Source organism: Bacillus sp. FSL K6-1006 (assembly GCF_038593175.1).
Taxonomy (GTDB): Bacteria; Bacillota; Bacilli; order Bacillales; family Bacillaceae; genus Bacillus; species Bacillus safensis.
The window spans coordinates 1,646,685-1,671,639 of sequence record NZ_CP151970.1 but is presented as its reverse complement, the minus strand read 5'-3'; the positions used below and the strand labels follow the sequence as shown (position 1 = coordinate 1,671,639).

The window sequence follows — 24,955 nt, the reverse complement described above, 5'->3', positions numbered from 1 at the left end:
AGTTTGACGAGTATTATGTATGGGCAAACAAAAAGCAGACGCCTATGGAAGCGACTGCTTGTTAAAATCGTTTGCGTATGACATGAAAGCTGAATTTATCCGCTCGAAAATAATTGAGGGAGTATAAGACCGGCTGATCATCCTGATCATAGTGCATTTGTTTCAGTAATAATAACGCCGTTTCAGGGTCACAATCTAGAATCGGTGAGACCTGATCGTGGTAGCCAATTGGTTCAATGTCAGCAACTGCATATTTAATCCCGCTGTGCGGTTCTCTTCCAAACAGCTCAAAAAGAGACTCTTCTTCATGTGTAAAAGAAGCGGGAAGATGTTTGACCGGAATTTTATCTAAACAATAAACAACTGGCTGCCCATCTGCCGTTCGAACGCGTTCCATTGAAAAAATCCCATCAGATTTATCACACTGAAAACGAATGACATCATTCTCTGTTGGCTCCCCTTCTTGCGAGGATAAAAAGATGGTGCCAGGCGTCATATTGACCTGCTCAATCATTTTCGTGACACTTGTCAGCTGTTCTATGCCTGTCGAAAAAAGCGGTCTTGAATTGACGAAAGTCCCTACCCCATGCCTTCTAATTAAATACTTCTCTTCTTCTAATATACGAAGGGCCTCACGCAGTGTCGCTCTGCTCACACCTAAAAGTTTTGAGAGCTCAAACTCAGAAGGCAGCTTTTCTTTTTCGGCATATACACCTGTTTGAATATCTTCTTTAATACGGTCAATCACTTTCAAATATAAATGGCGATTGTCTGTTTTGGTCGACATGTTTTCCCTCCGTCTAATCAATGCAAATGATAAGATGAGAAATCTCTATTCCGAGATAAGTTGAACATAACTATATCATGTTTTTGCAAATAAATAAATAGTCTGACATCCAGTTAACATAATCATACTATCGTTTACTATTTTTCAGGAAAGCTCTCTTCAATTATGAAGAGAGCTCGTCATATTGTTCTTTTGAGAGAAGAACTTCTCTCGGTTTACTTCCTTCATATGGGCCTACCACGCCCCGCTCTTCCATTGCGTCAATGAGACGTGCCGCCCGGGTATAACCGATGCGGAATCTTCTTTGCAGCATAGAAACAGAAGCCGTCTGCATGCCGATAATCAATTCAACTGCTTCATCATACAGATCATCTTCCACAGCCGCAAGCTGATCCTGCGTTTCTTCGCTCGGAATCATTTCCTCTTGGTATTGAGCTTTTTGCTGTGTGATCACGTGATCCACAACATGCTCCACTTCTTCATCTGATAAAAAGGCGCCTTGCACACGAACCGGCTTGTTTGCACCAACAGGTAAAAACAGCATGTCCCCTCTGCCCAGAAGCTTTTCTGCGCCTCCCATATCAAGGATCGTCCTTGAATCGGTTTGAGAGGATACGCTAAAGGCAATGCGGGACGGGATGTTGGCCTTAATGACACCTGTAATGACATCGACAGAAGGTCTTTGTGTGGCGATAATCAAATGAATTCCCGCAGCACGAGCCATTTGAGAAAGTCTTGTAATGGAATCCTCCACATCAGAGGAAGCGACCATCATTAAATCTGCAAGCTCGTCTACTATGACAACAATATAAGGAAGCTCTGGCTGTTTAGCATCTTCTGTTTGATTCATCCGTTTAATGTAATCATTGTATCCTTCAATATTTCTTGTCCCCGTATGCGAAAACAATTCATAGCGGCGTTCCATTTCGCTGACTACTTTTTTCAGTGCCTGCGATGCTTTCTTAGGGTCTGTTACGACAGGAGCCAAAAGATGCGGAATACCGTTATACACATTTAATTCAACCATTTTCGGATCAATCATCATCATTTTCACTTCATGAGGCTTCGCTCTCATGAGAATGCTTGTGATAATACCATTGATACACACACTTTTTCCGCTTCCAGTCGAACCTGCTACAAGCAAATGCGGCATTTTGTTCATTTCAGCAAGCACGGCTTCACCCGAGATATTACGGCCTAGTCCAATGAGGAGCTTGGCATTTGGACGGTCATTTTGCTTCGATTCTAATACCTCTTTTAATGAAACCATAGCAATTTCTGCATTCGGAACTTCGATGCCGATGGCTGATTTGCCAGGAATCGGCGCCTCAATTCGAATGTCCTTTGCTGCGAGCGCGAGGGCTAAATCATCACTTAGATTGACGATTTTGCTGACCTTCACACCAACATCTGGATATACTTCATATTTGGTCACAGCTGGACCTAAATGAACCTGTGTGACTTTTGCTTTCACACCAAAGCTTTGAAATGTTTTTTCAAGCTTTCTGGCATTTTCATAAATATTTTTCTTATCTGTTTGCTGACCTGAATGCTGAGGCTCCGCCAAAATATCAAGTGACGGCAATTCGTAATCTTTGTTTTCAAGTTCTGTAAATGTCATCGGCGGTGCCTCTTTTGGTTCATCGGCTGTATCTGATTGAACTGGTGCACTTTGCACAGAGTCCTGAAGAGGCGCTGTCTCTTTTGCCGCCTGCTTTTTTTGAACCGTCGGGGTGAGAATGTCATCTCTATCTGCAAAGCTTGAAATAATCGGCTGGCTATTATCAGAAGACGGTGTTTCCTCTTCGATCAAGATCAGATCATCCTCGTCTTCTTCTTGAATGCGTGAACGTTTTTTCTTTTCACCTGTTTTCTGAGAGGACGCGCTCTTTTTCGCCTGCCTGATTCCTTTCATATCTTCAACAAAGGCTTTCCACTGCTTCACCATAAATTGTGATAGAGGAATCGTCACTTTTTTCACCATTTCCTGAAGGGATCGGTTTGTAATCAGGACAATTCCAATCAGCATTAGAACAATCGCCATGATTTGCGAGCCTGCTTGTGCAAATAAGAAATAAGAAGCAGCAAACAATACGGCTCCGATCATGCCGCCCCCTAAATCAGGCGATCCTGTTTCACCTTTCATATCCATCAAGAAGAGCTCAAATGTATTTCTAATCACACTTTGAGAGCCAATGACACCAGCAGATGAAAGATGCTGAAAGAGCTTCACATGTGACAAAAGCAAGACGCTCGCAATGATGCAGTAGAGACCTGCTTTTCTTCTTGTTAAAATATCTGGGATTTGTTTTTTCCAGAAAATCGTCACACCAAAAAGAAATAATCCGATAAGACAGAGAATGGACCATTCACCTGCAAAGAATCGGAATAGATGTACAAAGGTTTGTCCAACAACGCCCAGCTGTAAAATGGCAATGATCGCTATGGCAATACAGACTAACCCATTTAATTCATATTTCAGTTTTAGCTGTTTATTTTGTTTTTTTCTCGTTTTCCGTTTTCTCTTTTTAGCCATACTCATCACCTTACTACGAAAGAAAATATAACCTACCGAAAGATCAGAAAGAAAGCAGCCTGGTTTTGGCTGCATCTTGTTGTAAGTTTTCCCTTTATTATAGCATAGAATCATTCATATGAGTCGGTTTGATTGGTGCCTAAATGTAACTTCAATCGCTTGCCTGGTGCAAGCTCTTGATTGAGAAAATCCATTGGATTGGTGCTCATGACTTGAACAATTTCTGCTTCATCTTCTTTCATTTCAACCATCACTGGCACACCTTGAATGTTTACCTGCTGGAGCTTGCGTTCTCCCTGTTCCTCAGCGTAAATGGCTTCATATGGCATAGGCGTATATAAAATCATTGGATCAGCCCCTCGTTTTGAGATGCCCTGTCTCCGATAAGCTCGTTCAACTTTTTAATCGCTTGTCCTACACCGCCCACTTCATTCATGAGTCCGTATTCTGCTGCCTCATGACCAACGACATTTGTTCCGATGTCTCTCGTCAAATTGCCCTTTGAGAACATGAGCTCTTTAAACTTCTCTTCTGTAATGTTGGAGTGGCTTGTAACAAAGTTAATGACTCTTTCCTGCATTTTATCTAAGTATTCAAAGGTTTGCGGAACGCCAATCACAAGACCTGTTAATCGCACAGGATGAATGGTCATTGTGGCTGTTTCTGCAATATACGAATAGTCACACGATACAGCAATCGGGACACCTATCGAGTGGCCGCCGCCAAGCACAATCGAGACAGTTGGTTTCGATAAAGAAGCAAGCATTTCTGCAATCGCGAGTCCCGCTTCAACATCTCCTCCTACTGTATTTAAGATGATCAGAAGACCTTCTATTTTCGGGTTTTGTTCAACAGCTACGATTTGTGGAATGACATGTTCGTATTTGGTTGTTTTATTTTGCGGTGGAAGCTGCATGTGGCCTTCAATTTGTCCAATAATGGTGAGGCAATGGATATTTGTATCTTGTGGCAGCTGCGGAACGGCTGTTTCACCAAGCTGCTGTATTTTGCTCATAATGCTGTCTTTTTCTTCTGGCTTTCGCTCAGGCTGCTGTTCATTCTTTTCGTCCATTTGTCTCCATCCTTTCCTCAAACTCTTCTCCTATTATGAACAAATAGGGCATATTCCATCCGCATTCCTCATGCCACATCTAAAAAGCCCAAAGAGCTTATGCTCCTTGGGCTTTATCATCACACTTCCATAATAATTGGAATGATCATCGGCTTACGTTTTGTTTTTTCATATAGGAATTGATTTAGCACATCGCGCATGGATTGTTTCAATGTTGACCATTCAACAATTGAGTTTTCCGTTTGCTCTTTGACAATCTCTTTGACCATTTCTGTTGCTTTCACAATCAGCTCTTCGGATTCTCTTACATAGACAAATCCTCTTGTGATGATTTCAGGTCCAGAAATTAATTGTTTCTTTTGTTTATCGAGCGTAATGACAACAATCAAGATACCGTCTTGAGACAATAGACGTCTATCGCGTAACACGATGTTTCCGATATCACCAACGCCAAGACCATCGATCAAAATGTTTCCTTGATGAACTTTTTCACCGATTTTGACGTTCTGTCCTCTAAACTCAACAACATCTCCTTTATCAATCAAGAAAATGTCACTGCGTTTCATACCTACTTCTTCAGCAATACGAGAATGTGCTTTTTGCATACGATATTCGCCATTCACCGGAATTAAATACTTCGGTTTTAGTAAGTTCAGCATCAGCTTTAACTCTTCTTGGCACCCATGTCCAGATACATGTACACGTTTTTGCGCAAAAATGACTTGTGCTCCGCTCCTTGTAAGGAAATCCACTGTTTTAGAGTATGTGAGTTCTTGTCCAGGAAGAGGTGTAGATGCAATCACAACTGTATCATCTTTTTCAATATGAAGCTGTTTGTGATTTTGCTTCGCCATTTTTGTTAAAGCAGCAAGCGGCTCTCCGTGGCTTCCAGCGGTCAGGATGACCACGTCGTTTTTCGCCATTTTCTTCACTTCTTGAACGGGTACAAATAATTCTTCGTCTGCTGTAACATAACCAAGCTTGATCGCCAGCTGAAGGGTTGTCATCATATTCTTCCCTGCAACGGCAAGCTTACGGCCATTTTGATTTGTTGCATTAATGATCTGCTGCACGCGGTTAATATTAGATGAAGACACAGCAACAATCACACGATTTTCAGCATTGTACATCGCATTTGAGATTTCGTCTTGGACGAGCGCCTCAGAAGGTGTATAGCCTGGTTTTTCAGCATTTGCACTGTCTGAAAGTAGTGCTAAAACGCCGTTGTTTCCAATTTTCGCAATCTCTCCGATGTCACAGGCTTGGTTAAGCGCTGGGGTTTGATCAAATTTAAAATCACCTGTGCATACGATTGAACCAAGAGAGGTTTTGAAGCTGATCCCAACTGAATCAGGAATGCTGTGATTCGTTCTAAAGAACGATACTTTTGTTGTTTCAAAAGTAATAACTGATTTTGCATGTACCTCACGCAAATCAGCTTTTTGATTGAAGCCATACTGCTTTAATTTTTCTCGAAGTAACGCAAGGGTCAGCTTCGTTCCGTAGACTGGTACAGACAATTTGCTCAAGCAATGGAATACGCCTCCGATTGCTTCATCATGTCCGTGGGTAAGAAAAATTGCTTTCACCCGATCAGCACGCTCTGTTAAATAAGAGATATCAGGAATGACGACGTCAATGCCCAGCATTTCATTTTCTGGATGCATTAAACCTGCATCTACTACATATATGTCCGAATCAATCTCAATGACATATAGGTTTTTTCCGATTTCTCCAACGCCTCCGAGTGCAATAATTCTTACGTTCTCTGTATTTTTCTTTTTCAAAATTCTTATCCTCCTAGTCTCAAGCCCGTCCATCATCGCTTAATGCTATTATAACTGAATCTAATTTTAGAAAACAAGATGAAGTCACATTTTAAGAAAGTGTTTATGTATAAAAAACGGTCATACTCAGGGACATCTGAGAATGACCGCTTACGAAATCTTTTGTTTTGATCAGCTGTTTAAAACGCTGCTTAAATCCAGTCTCTCTTCTTCTGACAAAGGCAAAAGCGGAAGACGAACAGATCCGACATCTAGTCCTTTCAGCTGAAGGGCTGTTTTGACAGGTGTTGGATTTGGCGCTGAGAAAAGCTGTTTCATGATTGGAAGCAGCTTTTGATGGATCAAAGCTGCATTCGCTGTCTGGCCTGAAGCATAGCTTTTCAGCATTTGCTGCATATCCAGTCCTACGATATGAGACGCAACCGAGACAACTCCTTTTGCACCAACAGATACAGCCGGAAGTGTTAAACTGTCGTCCCCTGAATATACGTCGAAATCTTCTGGCGTCTCTGCAATGATTTTTGTCATGGCATCGAGATCGCCGCTTGCTTCTTTGATGGCAACAATGTTAGGTATTTGCGCAAGCTTAATCGTTGTTTCTGGTGCTAATGACGCAGCCGTTCTTCCTGGTACATTGTAAAGCATGACAGGAAGAGATGTAGACTCGGCAATGGCTTTAAAGTGTGCATACATGCCTTCCTGTGATGGCTTGTTGTAATAAGGTACGACAAGCATCACTGCATCAACGCCCGCTTCTTCTGCTTTTTTCGTTAGTTTGATAGACGCATTTGTATTATTACTGCCTGTTCCTGCAATGATTTTACAACGACCATTTGCTAATTTGACCGATTGCTGAAAAAGAGCGACTTTTTCTTCATTCGATAAAGTTGGCGATTCGCCTGTTGTCCCTGCAACGACTAAGGAGTCACTGCCGTTTTTTAACAAGTAATCAATGAGAATTGATAGCTTTTGGAAATCAATGTTGCCCTTTTTATCAAAAGGTGTAATCATAGCTGTTGCGATATTTCCGAAATTCATTTTTTTCACCTCATCATGATTCAATCACATTTATCTTGAAAGTTCAAACACTTCATGCAGGGCATTGACAGCCGCTCTCATGTTTTCTTCGTTCACTAACACCCAAATGGTCGTATGACTGTCAGCCGATTGTAAAATCGGAATGTTTTGCTCGGATAGAGCCGTTACAATTTTAGATGTGACACCTGGTACACCCATAATGCCTGCGCCAACAGCTGATACTTTCGCACAATTTGTTGTCACAATTGGTGTATAGCCAAGATCTTTTAGGATCGACGTTGCCTTTTCAGTCATTGCACCTGTCACTGTATACACAATTTCACTCGGTGTGATATTGAAGAAGTCGACACTGATTTGTGCGTTTGCCATTGCTTTGAAGACCTCTGTTTGTACGCTGTACTGACCTTCTTTTGCAGGGACTTTGATTTGTGTCACATCATTGACATGTGCAATACCCGTAATGAGGCGGTCATACACATCATGGCTCATTTTATCTGAGTAGTGTGATGTAACGAGCGTGCCCTCATCATCAGAGTATGTTGAACGGACCCTCATTGGTACTTTTGCCTGCATCGCAATTTCAACAGCTCGCGGGTGAATGACTTTTGCCCCTTGATATGCGAGGTTGCAAATTTCCGTATATGTCACGACTCTCAGCGGTTTTGCATTTTCAACAATGCGGGGATCTGCTGTCATAACGCCTTCTACATCTGTAAAAATATCAATAAAGTCTGCCTGCAATGCAGCGCCTAAAGCTGCTGCGGACGTATCACTGCCACCTCGTCCGATTGTTGTCACGTCTCCATTTTTCGCCGCTCCTTGGAACCCAGCGACAACGACAACATCATGTTCAGACAGTGCTGCTTCCAGACGTTCGCACTTCATGTCAATAATTTTCGCACTTGTATGCTCCTTATCAGTCACAAAGCCCGCCTGAGCTCCAGTCATCGCTACAGCCTTTAGACCGTTTTCATTCAGCATACTTGAAAACACAACAGCTGAGATATTCTCCCCGCAGGAAACAAGCAAGTCTTTTTCTCTGTTTGTCATATGCTGCGCGCTGCCGTAAAGCAGACCGAGCAGCGTATCTGTCGCATAGGGATCGCCTTTTCGTCCCATTGCAGAAACGACAACAACCGACTTATAGCCTTTCTCTTTTGCAGATAAGATATGTGCAAGTGCCCTTTTTCTACCTTGATCATCTTTGACAGATGTACCGCCAAATTTTTGGACAATTATTTTCACTGTTTTCACTCCAAGTTCATTCTGACGTAACAGAAGAGAGCAGGCGAAAGATGCCTAACTCTCTTCTGTTCGTCCTCATCATCCATTGAATGTTAAACTAATTTTAATGCTTTTAAGCTTTCTGCAATTTGAACAGAGTTCCATGCAGCGCCTTTAAGCAGGTTATCAGATACAATCCACATATGGAACCCGTTTGGACGGTCCAAATCTTTCCGAATGCGGCCGACAAATACGTCGTTTTTCCCAACAGCATCTGCTGGCATTGGATAAATTTGCTGAGACGGATCATCTTGCAGCGTAATTCCTGGTGCATCTTTTAGAATTGATTTGAGGTCTTCCACTGTTGCATCATTTGATTCTAGTTCGACGTAGACAGATTCTGAATGACCTGTTTCAATTGGAAGCCTTACGCATGTTGCCGCTACTTCCAGCTCAGGCATATGCATGATTTTTTTCGTTTCGTTGATCATTTTCATTTCTTCGAATGTATAACCGTTGTCTTGGAATTTATCAATTTGCGGAATCGCATTAAATGCAATTTGATAAGGCATGACTTCTGGTGTTACATCCTCTTTATTTAAAATGGCTTGTGATTGGCTGTATAGTTCGTCAATGGCTTCATGTCCCGCACCTGATACTGCTTGATACGTAGAGACAATGACTTTTTTCATTCCATATGCCTGACGAAGCGGTTCTAATGCCGCTACCATTTGAATCGTTGAACAGTTAGGGTTTGCAATGATCCCTTGATGATCATGCAAATCTTTTTCGTTTACCTCTGGTACGACAAGAGGGATGTTTTCGTCCATACGAAAAGCACTTGTGTTGTCAACAACAATCGCACCTCGTTTGACTGCTTCAGGAGCCAGCGCTTTAGAAACATTTCCTCCAGCACTGAATAATGCAATGTTCACTCCTTCAAAGCTTTCAGGTGTTGCTTCCTGAACAGTGTACTCTTGACCTCTGAATGTCACTTTTGTTCCAGCAGAACGTTTTGAGGATAGTAGAGTAAGTGTATCCATTTCAAAATCTCTGTCAGCTAGTGTTTTTAACATTTGTTGACCGACAGCTCCAGTCGCTCCAACTACAGCTACATGCAATCCTCTTCCCATCAGTAAAACTCCTTCCGACCCATCCATGATTCTTTTCTTTCGGATGGCCATCCTATGACTTTTTACATTTTATTTTACCATAGAAAAGCAAGGCTTGAAGCATCTTTTTTGAATCTTTCATGATTTTCTAGTGAATCTATTATTCGTTTGGTCCAATTAAAATTGGCTGAATTTGTCTATGCTGGAGTGCCTCTTCTACTGTTTGAGTTAGCAGATTCATGTTCGCGACCATAGAGGTCGGTTTTTTGAATGGATCATCCTGACCAAACGGAATAAAGAAAATATTCTTTGTCGACATGAGCCTCATCAGATTTGTACCATTTAAACCTAACGCATCATTTGTTGAGATTCCTAAAACGACAGGTCGATGATTCCGTATGGTTGCTTTAGCAGCCATTAAAACAGGACTGTCTGTCATGGCATTTGCAAATTTCGCCATCGAGTTTCCAGTTAAAGGAGCAATGACCATACAATCAAGCGGCAGCTTAGGCCCGAGCGGCTCTGCTTTCACGATTGAGTCAATCGCTTGAAATCCAGTCAGCTTCTCAATCCGCTCGATCCACTCGGCTCCATCTCCAAATCTCGTATTCGTGCTCTGCACCGTGTACGACACCACTGGACGCACCTCTGCCCCTTCTTTTACAAGCGCTTCGATTTGCGGAAAAACAGCCTCATACGTACAGTGGGAACCTGTTAAACCAAAGCCGATTCTTTTCCCTTTTAATGTTGTCATGATTCCATCCCCCTTTTTTCCTCCGCAAGTTCACATAAAAGCCCGGAAAGCACTTTTGCAATGATTTGTCCTGCTGTTTTTGGTGCAACAATCCCCGGGAGTCCTGGTGCAAGAAGTGCCTTCACTCCGTGCTTTTGTGCAAAGTCAAAGTCTGTTCCGCCTGGGCGGGAGGCGATATCCAAAATGAGTGTCTTTGGTGTCATGCTGACGATGACAGATGAATCTAATACAAGACTTGGAATGGTATTGATGATAATATCAACATCCGTTACTTCCTCTTTTAACTGGTCCATTGAAAATGGATGAAGTCCCATCTCAAAGGCCCGCGCTAAATGTGCTGTGTCTGCCGCCCCTACTTTTACGTCTGCCCCTAGTGCCCGAAATGTGCGGGCAATGGTGAGTCCTGTTCTTCCAAGTCCGAGGACTGCGACATGAGACCCGTGAATCGTATAGTCCGTTTGCTGAATGGCCATCATGATAATTCCTTCAACTGTTGGAATAGAGTTATATATGGCAATATCATCTCGCTCAAACAGCTTCACAAGCTTCCGGTTCACCTGCTTTGCCAGATTGTCTAAGTACGTATTTGAAATACCTGAGTACAAGGTACAATGGGCAGGGGTTCTTTCTAAATATTTAGCTTCCAGCAAAACCTGCTCGTTTGAAAAAACTGTAGCAACAGCGCCTTCATCCGTTGTCCCAGATACTGGCAGGATCATACTGTCTACTTGTTCGAATGGAAGTTCAGACATTTTCAGCTTTTCAGCACCGATAAATCCATGATCCAGCTGGTCAAATCCAACCAAAAATACTTTGGCATACTGCTGTGACAACTTGCGAATAATTTCAAGCTGCCTTGCATCTCCCCCGATCACCGCAACCGTTAAACCGCTCAACATACTGACCGTTCACCTTCTTTATTTAAAAAAGTCTGTAATATTTTCTGAATCTCCCTTTCAGCATATGAGGAGAGGATTCAGCCTGTGAACAAATCAGAGAGAGAAAAGAAAAAGAGCACCCATTATTGCGGGTGCTCTTTTTCTCCGTGCAGCTGAAGTTCTTCAGGCACATCGAGAATGATCATATCTGATCCTATTTTTTGAATGTGATTCCACGGGACGCGGATGTCATTTCCTTGTTTTCGAAAGCCAAACCACTTCACGGAAGGTATAATGAGTGCTGTAATTTGACCGTCCTGTTCATTGATTTCAAGGTCAGTTTGTCCAAGCACGCCAAGCCGCTCCGCTCTTTTAATATCGACAATCTCTTTTCCCGACAGTTCACTCAGCCTCAAAATCGCATCACTTCCCTTCCGTATCATATATGCAGCAAAAGGAAGAAATAGACCGTCCTGCTCTTTTCAAGTTATGTATGATGTGAGTTGGTATACCAAACAGGCTTAAGTTGATGAAAGTAATTATGATCTTTTAGCATTCTCTCCACTCGTTTCACCATGTCTTTTACATGTCGCGGATCATAGGAAAGCGTCCAGATGATAGATGAAAAGCAGCTCATTGCTGTATAGATGGAAAAAAGAAGCCAAAAATCGTTTGTTGACTGCGTACTCACGTATTGATCCAGTTGTCCAGCTGAGAACGGAATGCTGCTTTCTCGACTAAATAAGGACAATTTATAAAAGTCATGAACCGGGTCGCCCCAGTCGGATTGATCGAAATCAATCACACCGGCATATTGATTACCTTGTATGATGATATTCCCTAAATGAAAATCATCATGCTGGAACTGGTTAGGCCTCTCTTTTACCGCATCAACATGCGACTTGATAAAATCTAATACAAACTGATCATTGGAAAACGTCACGCCACTTGATTGATAGGCATGTACATACCGTTCATGTTTTGCCATGACTTTCTCATCCCACGGACGAACATGAGAAGGTGCACGGCATGTATGCATCAAACTTAGCTCTCGCGCTGCCCGCCTCCCGATTTCATACTGCTCTTCATTTGTAAGTAGATGGATGGAGTCTCTAGCATTCTCGCCTTCGATAAAGGAGAAAATACGATAGGTACAGTTTAGTTCAGCACTCATTCCAATCTCAATCACTTCAGAACAAAGAACCCCTCGATCTTTTAAATTCCGCTGAAATAATGCTTTTCTTTTATAGCGCGAATACGTTTGAATGTCTGATAACTTAAGCACCAGCTTTTCACTAGATGATATTGTAACCAAAAAGGTGCGATCTCCCGAAAAACCAGATGTCATGGCTTGGAAAGAAATAGCTTGTGTCAGAAGTGGAGAGAGCTGTTTCAGCTTTTCATGTTTCATGAAAGCAGAACCCCTTTCTTCTTTACCTACAATAAAACGGCAGACTTTTTTGAGTCTGCCGTGTTGTTTACATTATGATGGCTGATCACCCGTCGGACTAATAAGCGAGAGCGCATAATCTTCTGTAAAAATGCGTTTAGATAAGTTATTCACGCCGTCTAATGTGACGCTGTTGATTTCATCAATAATTTCATCGAGTGTCCGATGTTTGCCAAGGAGCAGTTCATTTTTACCGTTTCGGCTCATTTTGCTGTTTGTGCTTTCAAGGCTGAGCATAAGGTTGCCTTTCATTTGCTCCTTAGAGTTCTCTAGTTCTTTCTGCGTGATTCCCTCACGTTTTAAGACGTCTAATGTTTGTAAGATGGTCTCAGAGAGCAGGTTTAGCTGTTTCGCTCCAGTTCCGCCATAAATCGTCAGCATTCCATTATCTGCAAATGAACTGTGATAGCTGAAGACGGAATAAGCAAGTCCTTTGTCCTCTCTTACATCTTGGAATAATCGGCTGCTCATGCTTCCGCCAAGAACATTATTTAAGACGATTAAGTCATAGATGCCCTTATCTCCAGCTGGAAGGCCATTAAAGCCCAGGCATAGGTGCGCTTGTTCCGTTTCCTTTTTGCGTGCGAGCTTGCCATAATGAAATGCTGGAGCTTCTACAGGCTGCTTTTTCTCTTTTCCTTCATAAGAACCGAACAGCTTTTCAACCTCGCGAATAAAGGTCTCATCTACGTTCCCTGCAACTGAGATCACGACGCGGTCCGGGGTATAGAATTCATCCATGTATTTTCTAAGTGAGTCTCCGTTAAAGGTTGAGAGTGTTTCCTCTGTTCCTAAAATCGGATATCCTAATGAATGATCACCATAAATGGCTTTGCTTAATAAATCATGAACGATGTCATCAGGAGTATCCTCATACATTTTAATTTCTTCGTACACCACATTTTTTTCTTTTTTCAGCTCTTCTTCATCAAAAGCTGAGTGAAAGAACATGTCGCTTAATACATCGAGGGCGTAGCCAGCATGTGAATCAAGCACCTTCGCATAGTAGCAAGTGTATTCTTTTGATGTAAAGGCATTCACCTGACCACCAATGCGGTCAAAGGATTCTGCGATATCACGTGCAGATCTTGTCTTTGTTCCTTTAAAGAACATATGCTCTAAAAAGTGTGAGATTCCATTAATTTCAGGTGTCTCATGTCTAGAGCCTGTTCCAATCCAGACGCCAATTGCGACAGACCTTACAGTGGGATTGTTTTCGAGTACAATTCTTACTCCGTTTTGGCATGTATACGTTTTGACCAAGTTTTGCTCCTCCTATTCAACAAACAGATCGCATCACGGATGTCTTTTTTCACTTAGGAGGTCAGAAACCGTCCCTAATTCATATCCTCTTTCTTTAATTTGAGTGATAAGTGCGTCAAGACTTTTCGCTGTTGCATCTGTTGGATGCATTAATATCATCGCCCCATTGTGAATTTTCCCAAGCACCCGCTTTTGTAAAATAGCCGGGGATGGTTTTTGCCAGTCGATGGTGTCTACTGTCCACATAATGGTTTCCATGCCTTCTTGTTTGGCAAGCTTGACTGTTTCTTCTTTAAAGCTGCCGCTTGGAGGCGCAAACCATTTTGGTTTCTTCCCAAGGGATTCTTCAATTTGGCGATTTGTTTTCGTTATCTGCTCTAATGCTCGTTCTCTTGTCAGTGTGCGCATATCTGGGTGATTGTATGAATGATTTCCAATTTCATGACCATCTGCCGCGATTTTTTTAGCAAGCTCTGTGCTTTTTTTCACCCATTTGCCTTCTAAGAAAAAGGTCGCCTTGACTTGATGCTTATCCAGCGTCTTTAACATGTTGATTAAATGCTCGTCACCCCAAGCTACGTTGATGAGGAATGCATTCATTTTTTTATCTGGATGCCCTTTATAAATGGGCTCTGCACCAAGCTCATGTAAATGAATAGATGGTTTTGTTTCATTAAAAACAAGCAGCTTTTCATCGAATGACCCCTGTTTCTTCATTTTTTCATAAGAGGCATCGATATCAACTGTCTGTCCATTTAAGCCAGGCATCTTTTTCCACACTTTATCAATCTTAGCATTTTGCGCCTTTACTTCATAGTCAGAAGACTTCGATTCAATTTCCTGAAATAAAATATCTTTTGAAACAGATGCAACTTCGGCATGCTCTTTCATTGATTCAATATATGTAACAGCAGCCGGCTGCTTCATCGTTTGATATGACACGAGCAGTAAAAATACAAACACAATGAATGGTAACGTTTTTTTCAATGGTTGTCCCTCCCCTATATCACAAATTATGATGGGGAGAAACAAGCTAGAACTATTGTTAGCGCAAGAAAAGAAAGAAGCCTGGCACGGATACCTGGCTTCTAACACATTTTATTTGATCTCATTAAGACTGCTTTTCTTCTTTTTCCTTTTCTTCACGTAAAACAGCTTTTCGAGAAAGGTTCACACGGCCTTGTTTATCGATTTCAGTGACTTTGACAAGTAATTCATCGCCAAGTTTCACGACATCTTCTACTTTGCCCACACGCTCAAGCGCAAGCTCAGAAATATGAACAAGTCCATCTTTTCCACTGAAGATTTCAAGGAAGGCACCGAATTTTTCAATGCGTTTGACTTTACCTAGGTAAAGCTGTCCTACTTCAACTTCTCTCACAAGATCTTCAATAATTTTCTTCGCTTTTTGGTTCATATCTTCTTCTGTAGAAGAAATAAAGATTGTACCATCTTGTTCAATATCGATTTTCACACCGGTATCTTCAATGATTTTATTGATTTGTTTACCGCTTGGTCCAATGACATCGCGAATTTTATCCGGATTGATTGTCATCGTTAAGATTTTAGGTGCATAACGAGACAATTCTCCTCTAGAAGCAGGAATTGTTGACAGCATACTGTCTAAAATTTCCATTCTTCCTTTTTTCGCTTGTTGAAGAGCCTCTTCTAAGATGTCTTTTGATAGACCATCGATTTTGATGTCCATTTGAAGGGCTGTTACACCTTTTGATGTACCTGCAACTTTAAAGTCCATATCTCCAAGTGCATCTTCCATTCCTTGAATGTCTGTCAGCACTGTGTAGTATTCACCAGATTTCACAAGTCCCATTGCAATCCCTGCAACTGGTGCTTTAATTGGAACACCGGCATCCATCATCGCAAGTGTGCTTGCGCAAATACTTGCTTGTGAAGTAGATCCGTTAGATTCTAATACCTCTGAAACGAGGCGAACCGTATAAGGGAAATCTTTTTCGGATGGAATGACTGGTTCTAGTGCACGTTCACCTAGTGCACCATGTCCGATCTCACGACGGCCTGGACCACGCATTGGACCTGTCTCGCCAACACTGAATTGCGGGAAGTTGTAATGGTGCATGAAGCGTTTTGATTCTTCAACACCTAAACCATCAAGAATTTGCACATCACCAAGTGCACCTAATGTACAAATACTGAGCGCCTGTGTTTGTCCTCTTGTAAATAGGCCTGAACCGTGCGTTCTTGGCAGAAGTCCTACTTCTGAAGAAAGTGGACGGATTTGATCTACGCCGCGTCCATCTGGACGTACTTTCTCTTCAGTAATCAGACGGCGAACTTCGTTTTTGACAAGCTTGTTTAATACATCTTTCGCTTGTTTAATCGTTGCTTCGTCACGTTCTTCTGCTTCAAACTTCTCAACTACAGCTTTTTTCACAGCACTGATTGCATCCTCACGCGCATGCTTCTCATGTACTTGAATCGCTTTCAGCAGGTCAGCTTCAGCAAGTGCTTTTACTTCGTCTGCTAACGTTTGATCTACTTCATATAAAGGAATATCGATTTTTTCCTTACCGACTGCCTTCACAATTTCTTCTTGGAATTCGATTAAGCGTTTGATCTCTTGGTGACCGTACATGATCGCTTCAAGCATTGTTTCTTCCGGTACTTCATCAGCACCAGCTTCTACCATGTTGATCGCATCTTTTGTTCCGGCAACCACAAGATTGATGTCACTTTGTTCAAGCTGCTCCACATTCGGGTTAATGATCAGCTTTCCATCCACTCGTCCTACTGTAACGCCGGCGATTGGTCCCTCAAATGGAATGTCAGACACACATAAAGCTAAAGATGAGCCAAACATTGCAGCCATTTCAGATGAGCAATCTTGATCCACACTCATGACGATACTAATGACTTGTACTTCGTTTCTAAATCCATCTGCAAACAGCGGACGAATTGGTCTGTCAATTAAGCGGCTGGCAAGGATCGCCTTTTCACTTGGACGGCCTTCTCTTTTAATGAAGCCGCCAGGAATTTTACCTACTGCGTATAGTCTTTCTTCGTAGTTCACAGTGAGCGGGAAGAAATCAAGTGGTTTTGGTTCTTTAGAAGCTGTTGCTGAGCTAAGCACAGCCGTATCTCCGTAGCGTACGAGGACCGCTCCGTTTGCTTGCTTTGCAAGCTGGCCAGTTTCAACTGTCAGTTGACGTCCAGCCCAGTCTATGGTGAAGACATGTTTCTCTTGTCCCATTCTGAGATAAACTCCTCTCTTATCGTAAAGTTTTAGTTAGTTCTTATTATGAACAAAATGATTTTCACATATCAATGTGAAAGCTGTATGTAGAAGGGTTTTGCCATTCTTTCAACATTTTAACCATAAAATATTAGTGATTATACGATAAAAAAGCGGGAATCCTCCCGCTTTTTACGATTATCGACGTAAGCCTAGTTTGTTAATTAACTCACGGTAACGAGTTACGTCTTTATTACGTAGATACGTAAGAAGATTACGACGTCTACCTACCATTTTCAAAAGACCGCGACGTGAGTGGTGATCTTTCTTATGAGTACGTAAATGCTCGTTCAAGTTGTTAATTGATTCTGTTAGGACAGCGATCTGAACTTCTGGAGATCCAGTATCAGATTCGTGTGTTTTGAACTCATTAATTAATTGCGTTTTACGCTCTTGAGTAATAGCCATCCTGTTTCACCTCCAAATCATGTTAGCCCCATCTACCTCGCAACCGTCGGTGAAGTCGGCCTGCCAAGTAAGTGGTTTTAAAGCTACAGGAATAATCATACTAAAAATATGCTGAATTTGCAAATGGTAGAGCAGTTTTTCTATGATTTTTTTGTTTGCTTGAGCTGATCTTGAAAAAACTGAATCGCTTCTTCTTTATCTTGACTGATTTGAGCCGTCAGCTCCTGGATTCCGTTAAATTTTCGTTCACTGCGAATGCGCTTGAACCATTGTAATTTAATCGGCTGGCCATATATTTCTTCGTTAAAATCAAAAAGGTTTACTTCAATGGCCGGCTGATCAGGACGTTTTTCATAAAATGTTGGTTTATAGCCGACATTACAAACGCCGTCATATACTTTACCTTTTACTTCTGCTCTTACTGCATATACCCCTGTTGGCGGAATAATGTATTCAGCAGATAAGCCGACATTAGCTGTCGGAAATCCGATCGTCCGTCCGCGTTTGTCTCCATGGATGACAATGCCGCGAAGCTGATAAGGTTTTCCTAAAAGCTCGCTCACATATTCAACATCCCCATTTTTTAATGCGGAACGGATGAGAGTGGAACTGACTTTTCGGTCTTGATTGGACAGCTTAGGTACGATGGTTGCCGTGATACGGCCTTTTCCGTATTCATCGAACGTTTCCATTGTGCCTGCACCAAAACGGCCAAACGTAAAATCAAACCCCGCTACTGCGTGCTTCACATTCAATTCATCCAAATATTGATCCACAAACTCTTGAGGAGATAGAGCTGCAAAGCTCTCGCTGAATTGTACGATGTATAAATAGTCAGCGCCCAGCTGTTCGATAAAATCAATTTTATCCTCAAGCGGTGTAATTAAGTCTTTTGGTTCCCGTGCCTTTTGCAAAACATGTGATGGATGCGGATGAAAGGTCATGACTGCTAAGGCCAATCCTTCTTTTTTCGCAATGCTTTTCGCTTCGTCAATGACTTTTTGATGCCCGAGGTGAACACCGTCAAAGTACCCTAAAGCCATGACAGACGGGACTTGATCTTTTTGATTCAATGTATGTGGGTGTGAAATATGTATAGTCTTCACGAGATGTCACCTTTTCTTTAAGATTGCTTGTCCTGAGATAAGATCTTCGCCGGCTTCATCAGGTTCTGTTTGGTCGGGTGCTTCATATATATTGCCAGACAACGACCTGAAGGAGCAAATACAGCGACACGATCCGCCTCTGCGAAATGAGCAAATTCATCAGGCATTGGCAGGACTGCACCGTTTTCCACTTTACTTGCTAATGTATCATTTATCTCCCATTTCGGCAAATGATTGAGCGCACGCTCGATCGGGACAAGGTGCTCTTCTACAGTTCCTTCCTCGCTTATATCTCGCAGCTCATCCAGCGTAATACATTCATCAAGTGTAAAATCACCAGACCCTGTACGAATAAGATGTGACATGTGGGCTGGAAACCCTAGTTTCTTCCCGATATCAACCGCTAAGGTCCTTACATACGTTCCCTTTGAGCATAGAACAGTAAACCTAAATGACACGCTGCCATCCTCATATGTGACAGGTGTAGTCCGCTCAATACGGTGAATAGTAATTTCTCGGCTTGGCCGCTCAATTTCGATGCCCTCTCTTGCATACTCATAGAGCTTTTTCCCGCCAATTTTCACAGCAGAAAACATGGGAGGAATTTGTTCAATGGTTCCTTCAAACTGCTTCAGCGCCGCATCAATTTCTTTTTCTGAGATCGGTTTTTCCACCTTTTTTTCTTCTACGATCTCACCTGTTTGGTCTTCTGTTGTTGTAGAAAAGCCAATCGTGATTTCTGCATCGTATGTTTTCGATTTATCTGTTAAGTATTCTACAATCTTCGTTGCTCTTCCGATACAAATAGGCAGAACACCTGAAACCTCTGGGTCGAGGGTGCCTGTATGGCCGACTTTTTTTGTGTGTAAAATTTTTCTTACTTTAAACACACAGTCGTGTGAGGTCATGCCTCTTTCTTTATGTAATAAAAGAACACCATTTATCATCTGCGTTCTCTCCTTTCATAAACGATGAAAAAGGACAGACGATCTTCGCCTATCCTTATTTCAACGTCTTATTCGTGATCTTTTGTGTTTAACTCAGCAATCAGGCTTTCAATTCGGTTTCCGTAGTCTACGGATTCGTCGAATTCAAAATGCAGTTCTGGTGTTTTGCGAAGTCTGATTCGATTGCCAATTTCAGAGCGGATATACCCTTTAGCCTTTGCAAGGCCTTTTAAGGTTTCCTCTCTTTTCTTCTCGTCGCCAAGAACAGAAATGTAGACTTTGGCAATTTGCAAATCACCGGATACTTCGACATCGGTTACAGTCAAAAAGCCGATTCTTGGATCTTTTAGCTTTCTGCCTAAGATGTCGCCCAATTCTTTTTTCATTTGCTCACCCACACGGGTTGCTCTCATACTCATGATCTTATCACCTCTAATTAAAACCACTCAGTTTTCGTGATCGTTCGTTCAATTTCAGGAAAAGAATCGATAAAGCTTAATACACGCTGAAGCTCCTTTTCCACTTGAACCCGAGATGAGGAAATCACGGCGATTCCAATTGATGTACGCTGCCATGTATCCTGGTAATCCATTTCAGCAATGGTTACATTGAATTTATGACGCGTTCTTGTCAATATACGCTGAAGAACCGCACGTTTTTCCTTCAGTGAGGATGCATCATAGATCATGCACTCACATTCGGTATAACCGATCATTTTCTTTCGATTTCTTGCATAACGAATGATTCCATGACATCACCTTCACGGATATCATTGTATTTCTTAATGGTAATACCACATTCATAGCCTTGTGAAACTTCTTTCACATCATCTTTAAATCGTTTTAACACGTCAACTTCGCCTTCAAAAATAACGACGCCGTCACGGATTAAGCGGATTCCGCTATCTCTTGTAATCGTTCCTTCAGTTACATAGCCGCCAGCAATTGTACCGATTTTAGATACTTTGAACGTTTGACGAACTTCAACTTGACCGATGACTTTTTCTTCATATTCAGGGTCAAGCATTCCTTTCATCGCAGCTTCAATTTCATCGATGACTTTATAGATAATGCGGTGCAAGCGGATATCAACGTTCTCAGTCTCAGCTGTGCTCTTCGCATTTCCATCAGGACGTACGTTAAAGCCAATCACGATGGCATTAGAAGCACTTGCTAAAATGATGTCTGATTCTGTAATCGCTCCAACACCCGTATGGATGATTTTCACTTTTACGCCTTCGACTTCTATTTTTTGAAGAGCTGCTGTTAATGCTTCAGCAGAGCCTTGTACGTCTGCTTTCACGATCAAGTTGATATCTTTTACGTCACCTTGTTTGATTTGCTCAAATAGGTCGTCTAGAGATAATTTTGCTTTATCTGAACGCTGTTCGTCCAGCTGTTTAGAAGCACGCGCCTCACCGACTTGACGAGCTGTTTTTTCATCTTTGAATACGAGGAACTGATCCCCTGCATTCGGTACATCGTTTAAACCAGTGATTTCAACAGGTGTAGATGGTCCTGCTGTTTTCACGCGGCGGCCGATGTCATTGACCATTGCACGTACACGGCCAAATGTATTTCCGACAACGATTGGGTCACCTACTTGAAGTGTACCTGTTTGAACAAGAAGGGTTGCAACAGAACCTCTTCCTTTATCAAGCTCAGCCTCGATGACAGTCCCTTTTGCCGCACGATTTGGGTTGGCTTTCAGTTCTGCTACTTCACTGACAAGAAGGATCATTTCGATCAATTCATCAATACCTTCACCTGTTTTCGCAGATAGTGGAACGAAAATCGTTTCGCCGCCCCAAGCTTCTGGTACAAGACCATGCTCAGTTAACTCCTGCATCACACGGTCAGGGTTCGCTGTTGGTTTGTCAATTTTGTTCACAGCGACAATGATTGGCACTTCTGCCGCTTTCGCATGGTTAATCGCTTCAATTGTTTGCGGCATGACACCATCATCTGCTGCAACGACTAGAATTGTCGTATCCGTTACTTCGGCACCACGTGCACGCATCGTTGTAAATGCTGCGTGTCCAGGTGTATCAAGGAACGTAATTTTTTTGCCATTTTCTTCAATTTGGTATGCACCGATATGCTGCGTGATTCCACCTGCTTCGCCTTCGACGACTTTTGTCTTACGAATGCTGTCAAGAAGAGTTGTTTTCCCGTGGTCAACGTGTCCCATGATCGTTACAACTGGAGGGCGTACTTGCATATCTTCTTCTTTATCTTCTACTTCATACTTTTCAAGTTCAGTTTCTTCTAAAATGATGACTTCCTCAACTGGAACACCATATTCAGAAGCGATTAATTCAACTGTATCTTTATCAAGTTCTTGGTTGATTGTTGCCATGACACCAAGCATCATCAGCTTTTTAATGATTTCAGCTGATTCTTTTCCAAGCTCATCAGCCAGCTGACCGACAGTCATTGAATTTGTAAATTCAATTTTTTCAGGAAGCTCTTTTTTAGGCTTTACAGGTCTAGCTTGCTGATGCTGCGGTTTGTTATTTCCACCGCGTTTGTTTTTGTTTTTATTTTGGTTGTTGTTTTTTTTGTTTTTATTAAATTGATTATTCTGCACGTCATTCTTCTTTCTATCATTGTTTTTGTTAGATGATTGTTTTTTTTGTTCTGCGGGTTTCTCGTTAGCTGTCTCTTTTGCTTTGGCTTTTTTATAGATAGCGTCTAGCTTTTTCACAGTGTCGTCTTCAAGCGTCGCCATGTGGTTGTTCACTTCCACGTTCATATCCTTAAGCGCTGCTATAATATCTTTACTTGAAACATCTATGGCTTTTGCGTATTCATATACTCTCACTTTAGCCATTCGTTCACCCCCAAATAAATTAATCGAGCAAGCTTATGAGCTTCTTAGCGAAGCCTTGGTCAGTGACAGCGACAACTACGCGAGCTTCTTTCCCAATAGAACGTCCGAGAACGGAACGGTCTTCAACTTTTCTAACCGGAACATTATAAAATTTGCATTTGTCAGATACCTTTTTCTCTGTGTTAGATGAGGCATCTGCTGCAAGAAGAACCAGCTTAGCACGCGCATGTCTAATTTCTTTGATCACCAGATCTTCTCCTGACACGACTTTACGAGCTCGATTTGCTAGACCAAGCAAAGGATACCATTCAGATTCATTCATAAGGTTTTTTCACCTTTTCAGCTAGTTCTAGTAATTCTTCAAATATGTGTTCGTCAATCTGTGTCTGAAATTGCTGCTGTAAACTGCGTTTGTTCTTTGCCGCAAGAATAGTTTCTTTATCGAGAGAAAGGTAAGCTCCGCGTCCGTTCATTTTTCCGGTAGCGTCAACAGACACTTCTCCTTCTTTAGAACGAACAACACGGATCAGTTCTTTCTTTGGTTTCATTTCTCCCGTCACGACGCATTTTCTAAGCGGGATTTTTTTTCGGCTTTTCACCTTTAATATCACCTCTTATTCGTCAGATTCCTCAGCTACTGGTTCAGCCTCTAAGAAAAGAGATTCAGAGTCTTCAGTTCTTGGGAAAATACCGAGTTCCCTTGCATCTGTTTCGCTTTTAATGTCGATTTTCCAGCTGGTCAGCTTCGCTGCAAGGCGGGCATTTTGACCTCTTTTACCAATCGCTAATGACAGCTGATAATCAGGGACAATAACTGTTGTCGCCTTGTCTTCTTCATTCACAATGACATCAAGTACTTTTGATGGACTCAGCGCATTGGCAACAAATTCAACCGGGTCATTAGACCAATGAACAATGTCAATCTTTTCGCCTTTTAGCTCGTTGACAATTGCTTGTACACGCTGGCCCTTTGGACCAACACAGGAGCCAACTGGATCAACATCAGGATCATCTGTACGAACAGATATTTTAGAACGGTCCCCAGCTTCTCTAGCAACCGATTTAAGCTCTACAGTACCATCATAAATTTCTGGCACTTCAATTTCAAATAAACGCTTTAAAAGACCTGGATGTGTTCTAGACACATAAATTTGTGGTCCTTTTGTTGTTTTTTCTACTTTTGTAATGAACACTTTAATGCGGTCATGCGGTTTGTATTCTTCATTTGGCATTTGTTCATTGACAGGAAGAAGGGCTTCAATTTTGCCAAGTGACACGTAAATAAATTTACTGTCAATCCGCTGAACGATTCCCGTCATAATGTCTTCCTCGCGGTCGATGAACTCAGTGTAGATCACACCACGCTCTGCTTCTCTCACACGCTGCGTCACAACTTGTTTCGCTGTCTGAGCTGCAATACGTCCAAAGTCTTTTGGTGTGACTTCAATCTCAACGACGTCACCAACCATGTAATTCGGGTTAATATTGGCTGCATCATCTACAGAGATTTCAAGGCGAGAATCATACACTTCATCTACAACATCTTTTCTTGCGAACACACGAATCGTTCCCGTTTCGCGGTTTAAATCAACACGAACATTTTGTGCTTGATTAAAATTACGCTTATATGCAGAAATGAGTGCAGCTTCTATCGCTTCAATTATAATTTCTTTACTAATACCCTTCTCTTTCTCAAGAACAGTCAGGGCATCTAACAACTCACTACTCATTTTTATGGTTCCCCCTTATATCAATGAAAAGGTTAATTGAACGAAACTGCTAATCTTGCGTTAGCTATTTTCTCGTATGGAATATTGATCTCTTTCTTTCTTGTCTTGATCTTCACTGTCACTGTTGCAATCTCACCATCAAAGCTTGTAAGCTCACCTTCAAATGCTTTTTCACCATCAATTGGTTCATATGTTTTCATGAAAACATTTTTTCCAAGTGCTTTTTCAAAATCAGCTTTTTTCTTTAATGGGCGCTCCGCTCCAGGAGAGGACACTTCAAGAAAGTAGTTTTGGCTAATCGGATCTGCCTCATCAAGCTTTTCGCTCAAGGCTTCGCTCACTTTGGCACACTCTTCGATATCGACACCTTTATCAGAGTCAATAAACACGCGAAGGAACCAGTTTTGACCCTCTTTGACAAATTCAACATCAACGAGTTCAAGCTGTAAGCCATCTAAAATTGGCTGCACCATTTCGCTTACGACATCCACTACTTTTTTGCTCATTCTCTTCCTCCTTGTGCTTTCGATAAACGCTCTTATCAATCATTCTGCATAAAAACCCTGCTTTATGTGAGCAGGGGGAGCAGAAAACGGATGAATAATGTCGAGACAAAAATTGCCTGTTCAATACAAAAGAGCGGGTTTCCCCACTCTTGTCTCGGTAATCGTTAGCATTTCCATAAAAACTATACCATATCCAATTTTTTTATGCAAATGAAGTTCCTCCTTATAATAGGTACTCGCTTATCGATTAATGC

25 protein-coding genes are annotated in these 24,955 nt (G+C 41.9%); all 25 read right to left on the bottom strand.

The window, feature by feature from the left end:
- Positions 1–61: 61 nt before the first annotated feature.
- The 25 genes from NSS65_RS08585 to rimP all read right to left on the bottom strand — a co-directional run bounded on the left by NSS65_RS08585 (position 62) and on the right by rimP (position 24,701).
- Positions 62–787, bottom strand: coding sequence for a GntR family transcriptional regulator (locus NSS65_RS08585; protein ID WP_024424122.1), 726 nt, complete (start codon positions 785–787; stop codon positions 62–64).
- A gap of 163 nt (positions 788–950) precedes the next feature.
- On the bottom strand, positions 951–3,323 hold the full coding sequence (locus NSS65_RS08580) for a DNA translocase FtsK (RefSeq protein ID WP_070325840.1): 2,373 nt from the start codon (positions 3,321–3,323) through the stop codon (positions 951–953).
- A gap of 110 nt (positions 3,324–3,433) precedes the next feature.
- Positions 3,434–3,670, bottom strand: coding sequence for a YlzJ-like family protein (locus NSS65_RS08575; protein WP_008344712.1), 237 nt, complete (start codon positions 3,668–3,670; stop codon positions 3,434–3,436).
- On the bottom strand, positions 3,667–4,395 hold the full coding sequence (locus NSS65_RS08570) for a ClpP family protease (RefSeq protein WP_024424124.1): 729 nt from the start codon (positions 4,393–4,395) through the stop codon (positions 3,667–3,669). The genes NSS65_RS08575 and NSS65_RS08570 overlap by 4 nt, the downstream gene beginning before the upstream one ends.
- Positions 4,396–4,514: 119 nt before the next feature.
- Positions 4,515–6,182: a ribonuclease J2 gene (rnjB, locus tag NSS65_RS08565; RefSeq protein ID WP_034281883.1), complete on the bottom strand. Its 1,668-nt coding sequence runs from the start codon at positions 6,180–6,182 to the stop codon at positions 4,515–4,517.
- Between the two features lie 171 nt (positions 6,183–6,353).
- Positions 6,354–7,220, bottom strand: coding sequence for a 4-hydroxy-tetrahydrodipicolinate synthase (gene dapA, locus NSS65_RS08560; RefSeq protein ID WP_024427012.1), 867 nt, complete (start codon positions 7,218–7,220; stop codon positions 6,354–6,356).
- Between the two features lie 30 nt (positions 7,221–7,250).
- Positions 7,251–8,465, bottom strand: a complete 1,215-nt coding sequence (gene dapG, locus NSS65_RS08555) for an aspartate kinase (RefSeq protein WP_034281880.1) — start codon at positions 8,463–8,465, stop codon at positions 7,251–7,253.
- A gap of 92 nt (positions 8,466–8,557) precedes the next feature.
- The gene (gene asd / locus NSS65_RS08550) at positions 8,558–9,577 is read right to left on the bottom strand and encodes an aspartate-semialdehyde dehydrogenase (RefSeq protein ID WP_024427010.1); all 1,020 of its coding nucleotides are present in this window, start codon (positions 9,575–9,577) and stop codon (positions 8,558–8,560) included.
- 139 nt (positions 9,578–9,716) lie between these two features.
- Positions 9,717–10,310, bottom strand: a complete 594-nt coding sequence (gene dpaB, locus NSS65_RS08545; RefSeq protein ID WP_046311007.1) for a dipicolinate synthase subunit B — start codon at positions 10,308–10,310, stop codon at positions 9,717–9,719.
- On the bottom strand, positions 10,307–11,209 hold the full coding sequence (dpaA, locus tag NSS65_RS08540; RefSeq protein WP_070325838.1) for a dipicolinic acid synthetase subunit A: 903 nt from the start codon (positions 11,207–11,209) through the stop codon (positions 10,307–10,309). The genes dpaB and dpaA overlap by 4 nt, the downstream gene beginning before the upstream one ends.
- Before the next feature lie 122 nt (positions 11,210–11,331).
- Entirely contained in the window at positions 11,332–11,604 is a 273-nt protein-coding gene (locus tag NSS65_RS08535; protein ID WP_034281978.1) for a YlmC/YmxH family sporulation protein, read from the bottom strand.
- 71 nt (positions 11,605–11,675) lie between these two features.
- On the bottom strand, positions 11,676–12,599 hold the full coding sequence (locus tag NSS65_RS08530) for an aminoglycoside phosphotransferase family protein (RefSeq protein ID WP_326135112.1): 924 nt from the start codon (positions 12,597–12,599) through the stop codon (positions 11,676–11,678).
- A gap of 72 nt (positions 12,600–12,671) precedes the next feature.
- A complete protein-coding gene (locus NSS65_RS08525) occupies positions 12,672–13,901 on the bottom strand; it encodes a pitrilysin family protein (RefSeq protein ID WP_342467373.1) in 1,230 nt (409 codons plus the stop codon).
- Between the two features lie 33 nt (positions 13,902–13,934).
- A complete protein-coding gene (locus tag NSS65_RS08520) occupies positions 13,935–14,888 on the bottom strand; it encodes a polysaccharide deacetylase family protein (RefSeq protein WP_041117421.1) in 954 nt (317 codons plus the stop codon).
- A gap of 124 nt (positions 14,889–15,012) precedes the next feature.
- Positions 15,013–17,130 carry a polyribonucleotide nucleotidyltransferase gene (gene pnp / locus NSS65_RS08515; protein WP_024424134.1) on the bottom strand — a complete coding sequence of 706 codons (2,118 nt, stop codon included), beginning with the start codon at positions 17,128–17,130 and terminating at the stop codon, positions 15,013–15,015.
- A gap of 180 nt (positions 17,131–17,310) precedes the next feature.
- On the bottom strand, positions 17,311–17,580 hold the full coding sequence (gene rpsO, locus NSS65_RS08510; protein ID WP_008354438.1) for a 30S ribosomal protein S15: 270 nt from the start codon (positions 17,578–17,580) through the stop codon (positions 17,311–17,313).
- 140 nt (positions 17,581–17,720) lie between these two features.
- Entirely contained in the window at positions 17,721–18,686 is a 966-nt protein-coding gene (gene ribF / locus NSS65_RS08505; protein ID WP_098676888.1) for a bifunctional riboflavin kinase/FAD synthetase, read from the bottom strand.
- 17 nt (positions 18,687–18,703) lie between these two features.
- The gene (truB, locus tag NSS65_RS08500) at positions 18,704–19,633 is read right to left on the bottom strand and encodes a tRNA pseudouridine(55) synthase TruB (RefSeq protein ID WP_120207030.1); all 930 of its coding nucleotides are present in this window, start codon (positions 19,631–19,633) and stop codon (positions 18,704–18,706) included.
- Positions 19,634–19,701: 68 nt separating this feature from the next.
- Entirely contained in the window at positions 19,702–20,052 is a 351-nt protein-coding gene (gene rbfA, locus NSS65_RS08495; protein WP_007499525.1) for a 30S ribosome-binding factor RbfA, read from the bottom strand.
- 17 nt (positions 20,053–20,069) lie between these two features.
- Complete coding sequence (locus NSS65_RS08490) at positions 20,070–20,348, bottom strand: DUF503 domain-containing protein (protein WP_024424137.1); 279 nt, start codon at positions 20,346–20,348, stop codon at positions 20,070–20,072.
- A complete protein-coding gene (infB, locus tag NSS65_RS08485) occupies positions 20,345–22,465 on the bottom strand; it encodes a translation initiation factor IF-2 (RefSeq protein ID WP_034281840.1) in 2,121 nt (706 codons plus the stop codon). The genes NSS65_RS08490 and infB overlap by 4 nt, the downstream gene beginning before the upstream one ends.
- 19 nt (positions 22,466–22,484) lie before the next feature.
- Positions 22,485–22,787, bottom strand: coding sequence for a YlxQ family RNA-binding protein (locus NSS65_RS08480; protein ID WP_024424138.1), 303 nt, complete (start codon positions 22,785–22,787; stop codon positions 22,485–22,487).
- Positions 22,780–23,064, bottom strand: coding sequence for a YlxR family protein (locus tag NSS65_RS08475; protein WP_335370716.1), 285 nt, complete (start codon positions 23,062–23,064; stop codon positions 22,780–22,782). Before NSS65_RS08475 ends, NSS65_RS08480 begins: the two co-directional genes overlap by 8 nt.
- Before the next feature lie 15 nt (positions 23,065–23,079).
- Positions 23,080–24,195 carry a transcription termination factor NusA gene (gene nusA / locus NSS65_RS08470; RefSeq protein ID WP_024424140.1) on the bottom strand — a complete coding sequence of 372 codons (1,116 nt, stop codon included), beginning with the start codon at positions 24,193–24,195 and terminating at the stop codon, positions 23,080–23,082.
- A gap of 32 nt (positions 24,196–24,227) precedes the next feature.
- Positions 24,228–24,701, bottom strand: coding sequence for a ribosome maturation factor RimP (gene rimP, locus NSS65_RS08465; protein ID WP_003211398.1), 474 nt, complete (start codon positions 24,699–24,701; stop codon positions 24,228–24,230).
- Positions 24,702–24,955 lie beyond the last annotated feature (254 nt).

Bases quoted from the DNA above. Each gene is read 5' to 3' on its own strand.
- NSS65_RS08585 (WP_024424122.1), bottom strand. From the start codon at position 787: ATGTCGACCAAAACAGACAATCGCCATTTATATTTGAAAGTGATTGAC.
- NSS65_RS08580 (WP_070325840.1), bottom strand. From the start codon at position 3,323: ATGGCTAAAAAGAGAAAACGGAAAACGAGAAAAAAACAAAATAAACAG.
- NSS65_RS08575 (WP_008344712.1), bottom strand. From the start codon at position 3,670: ATGATTTTATATACGCCTATGCCATATGAAGCCATTTACGCTGAGGAA.
- NSS65_RS08570 (WP_024424124.1), bottom strand. From the start codon at position 4,395: ATGGACGAAAAGAATGAACAGCAGCCTGAGCGAAAGCCAGAAGAAAAA.
- dapA (WP_024427012.1), bottom strand. From the start codon at position 7,220: ATGAATTTCGGAAATATCGCAACAGCTATGATTACACCTTTTGATAAA.
- asd (WP_024427010.1), bottom strand. From the start codon at position 9,577: ATGGGAAGAGGATTGCATGTAGCTGTAGTTGGAGCGACTGGAGCTGTC.
- dpaB (WP_046311007.1), bottom strand. From the start codon at position 10,310: ATGACAACATTAAAAGGGAAAAGAATCGGCTTTGGTTTAACAGGTTCC.
- dpaA (WP_070325838.1), bottom strand. From the start codon at position 11,209: ATGTTGAGCGGTTTAACGGTTGCGGTGATCGGGGGAGATGCAAGGCAG.
- NSS65_RS08530 (WP_326135112.1), bottom strand. From the start codon at position 12,599: ATGAAACATGAAAAGCTGAAACAGCTCTCTCCACTTCTGACACAAGCT.
- pnp (WP_024424134.1), bottom strand. From the start codon at position 17,130: ATGGGACAAGAGAAACATGTCTTCACCATAGACTGGGCTGGACGTCAA.
- rpsO (WP_008354438.1), bottom strand. From the start codon at position 17,580: ATGGCTATTACTCAAGAGCGTAAAACGCAATTAATTAATGAGTTCAAA.
- truB (WP_120207030.1), bottom strand. From the start codon at position 19,633: ATGATAAATGGTGTTCTTTTATTACATAAAGAAAGAGGCATGACCTCA.
- rbfA (WP_007499525.1), bottom strand. From the start codon at position 20,052: ATGAGTATGAGAGCAACCCGTGTGGGTGAGCAAATGAAAAAAGAATTG.
- NSS65_RS08490 (WP_024424137.1), bottom strand. From the start codon at position 20,348: ATGATCGGTTATACCGAATGTGAGTGCATGATCTATGATGCATCCTCA.
- infB (WP_034281840.1), bottom strand. From the start codon at position 22,465: ATGGCTAAAGTGAGAGTATATGAATACGCAAAAGCCATAGATGTTTCA.
- NSS65_RS08480 (WP_024424138.1), bottom strand. From the start codon at position 22,787: ATGAATGAATCTGAATGGTATCCTTTGCTTGGTCTAGCAAATCGAGCT.
- nusA (WP_024424140.1), bottom strand. From the start codon at position 24,195: ATGAGTAGTGAGTTGTTAGATGCCCTGACTGTTCTTGAGAAAGAGAAG.
- rimP (WP_003211398.1), bottom strand. From the start codon at position 24,701: ATGAGCAAAAAAGTAGTGGATGTCGTAAGCGAAATGGTGCAGCCAATT.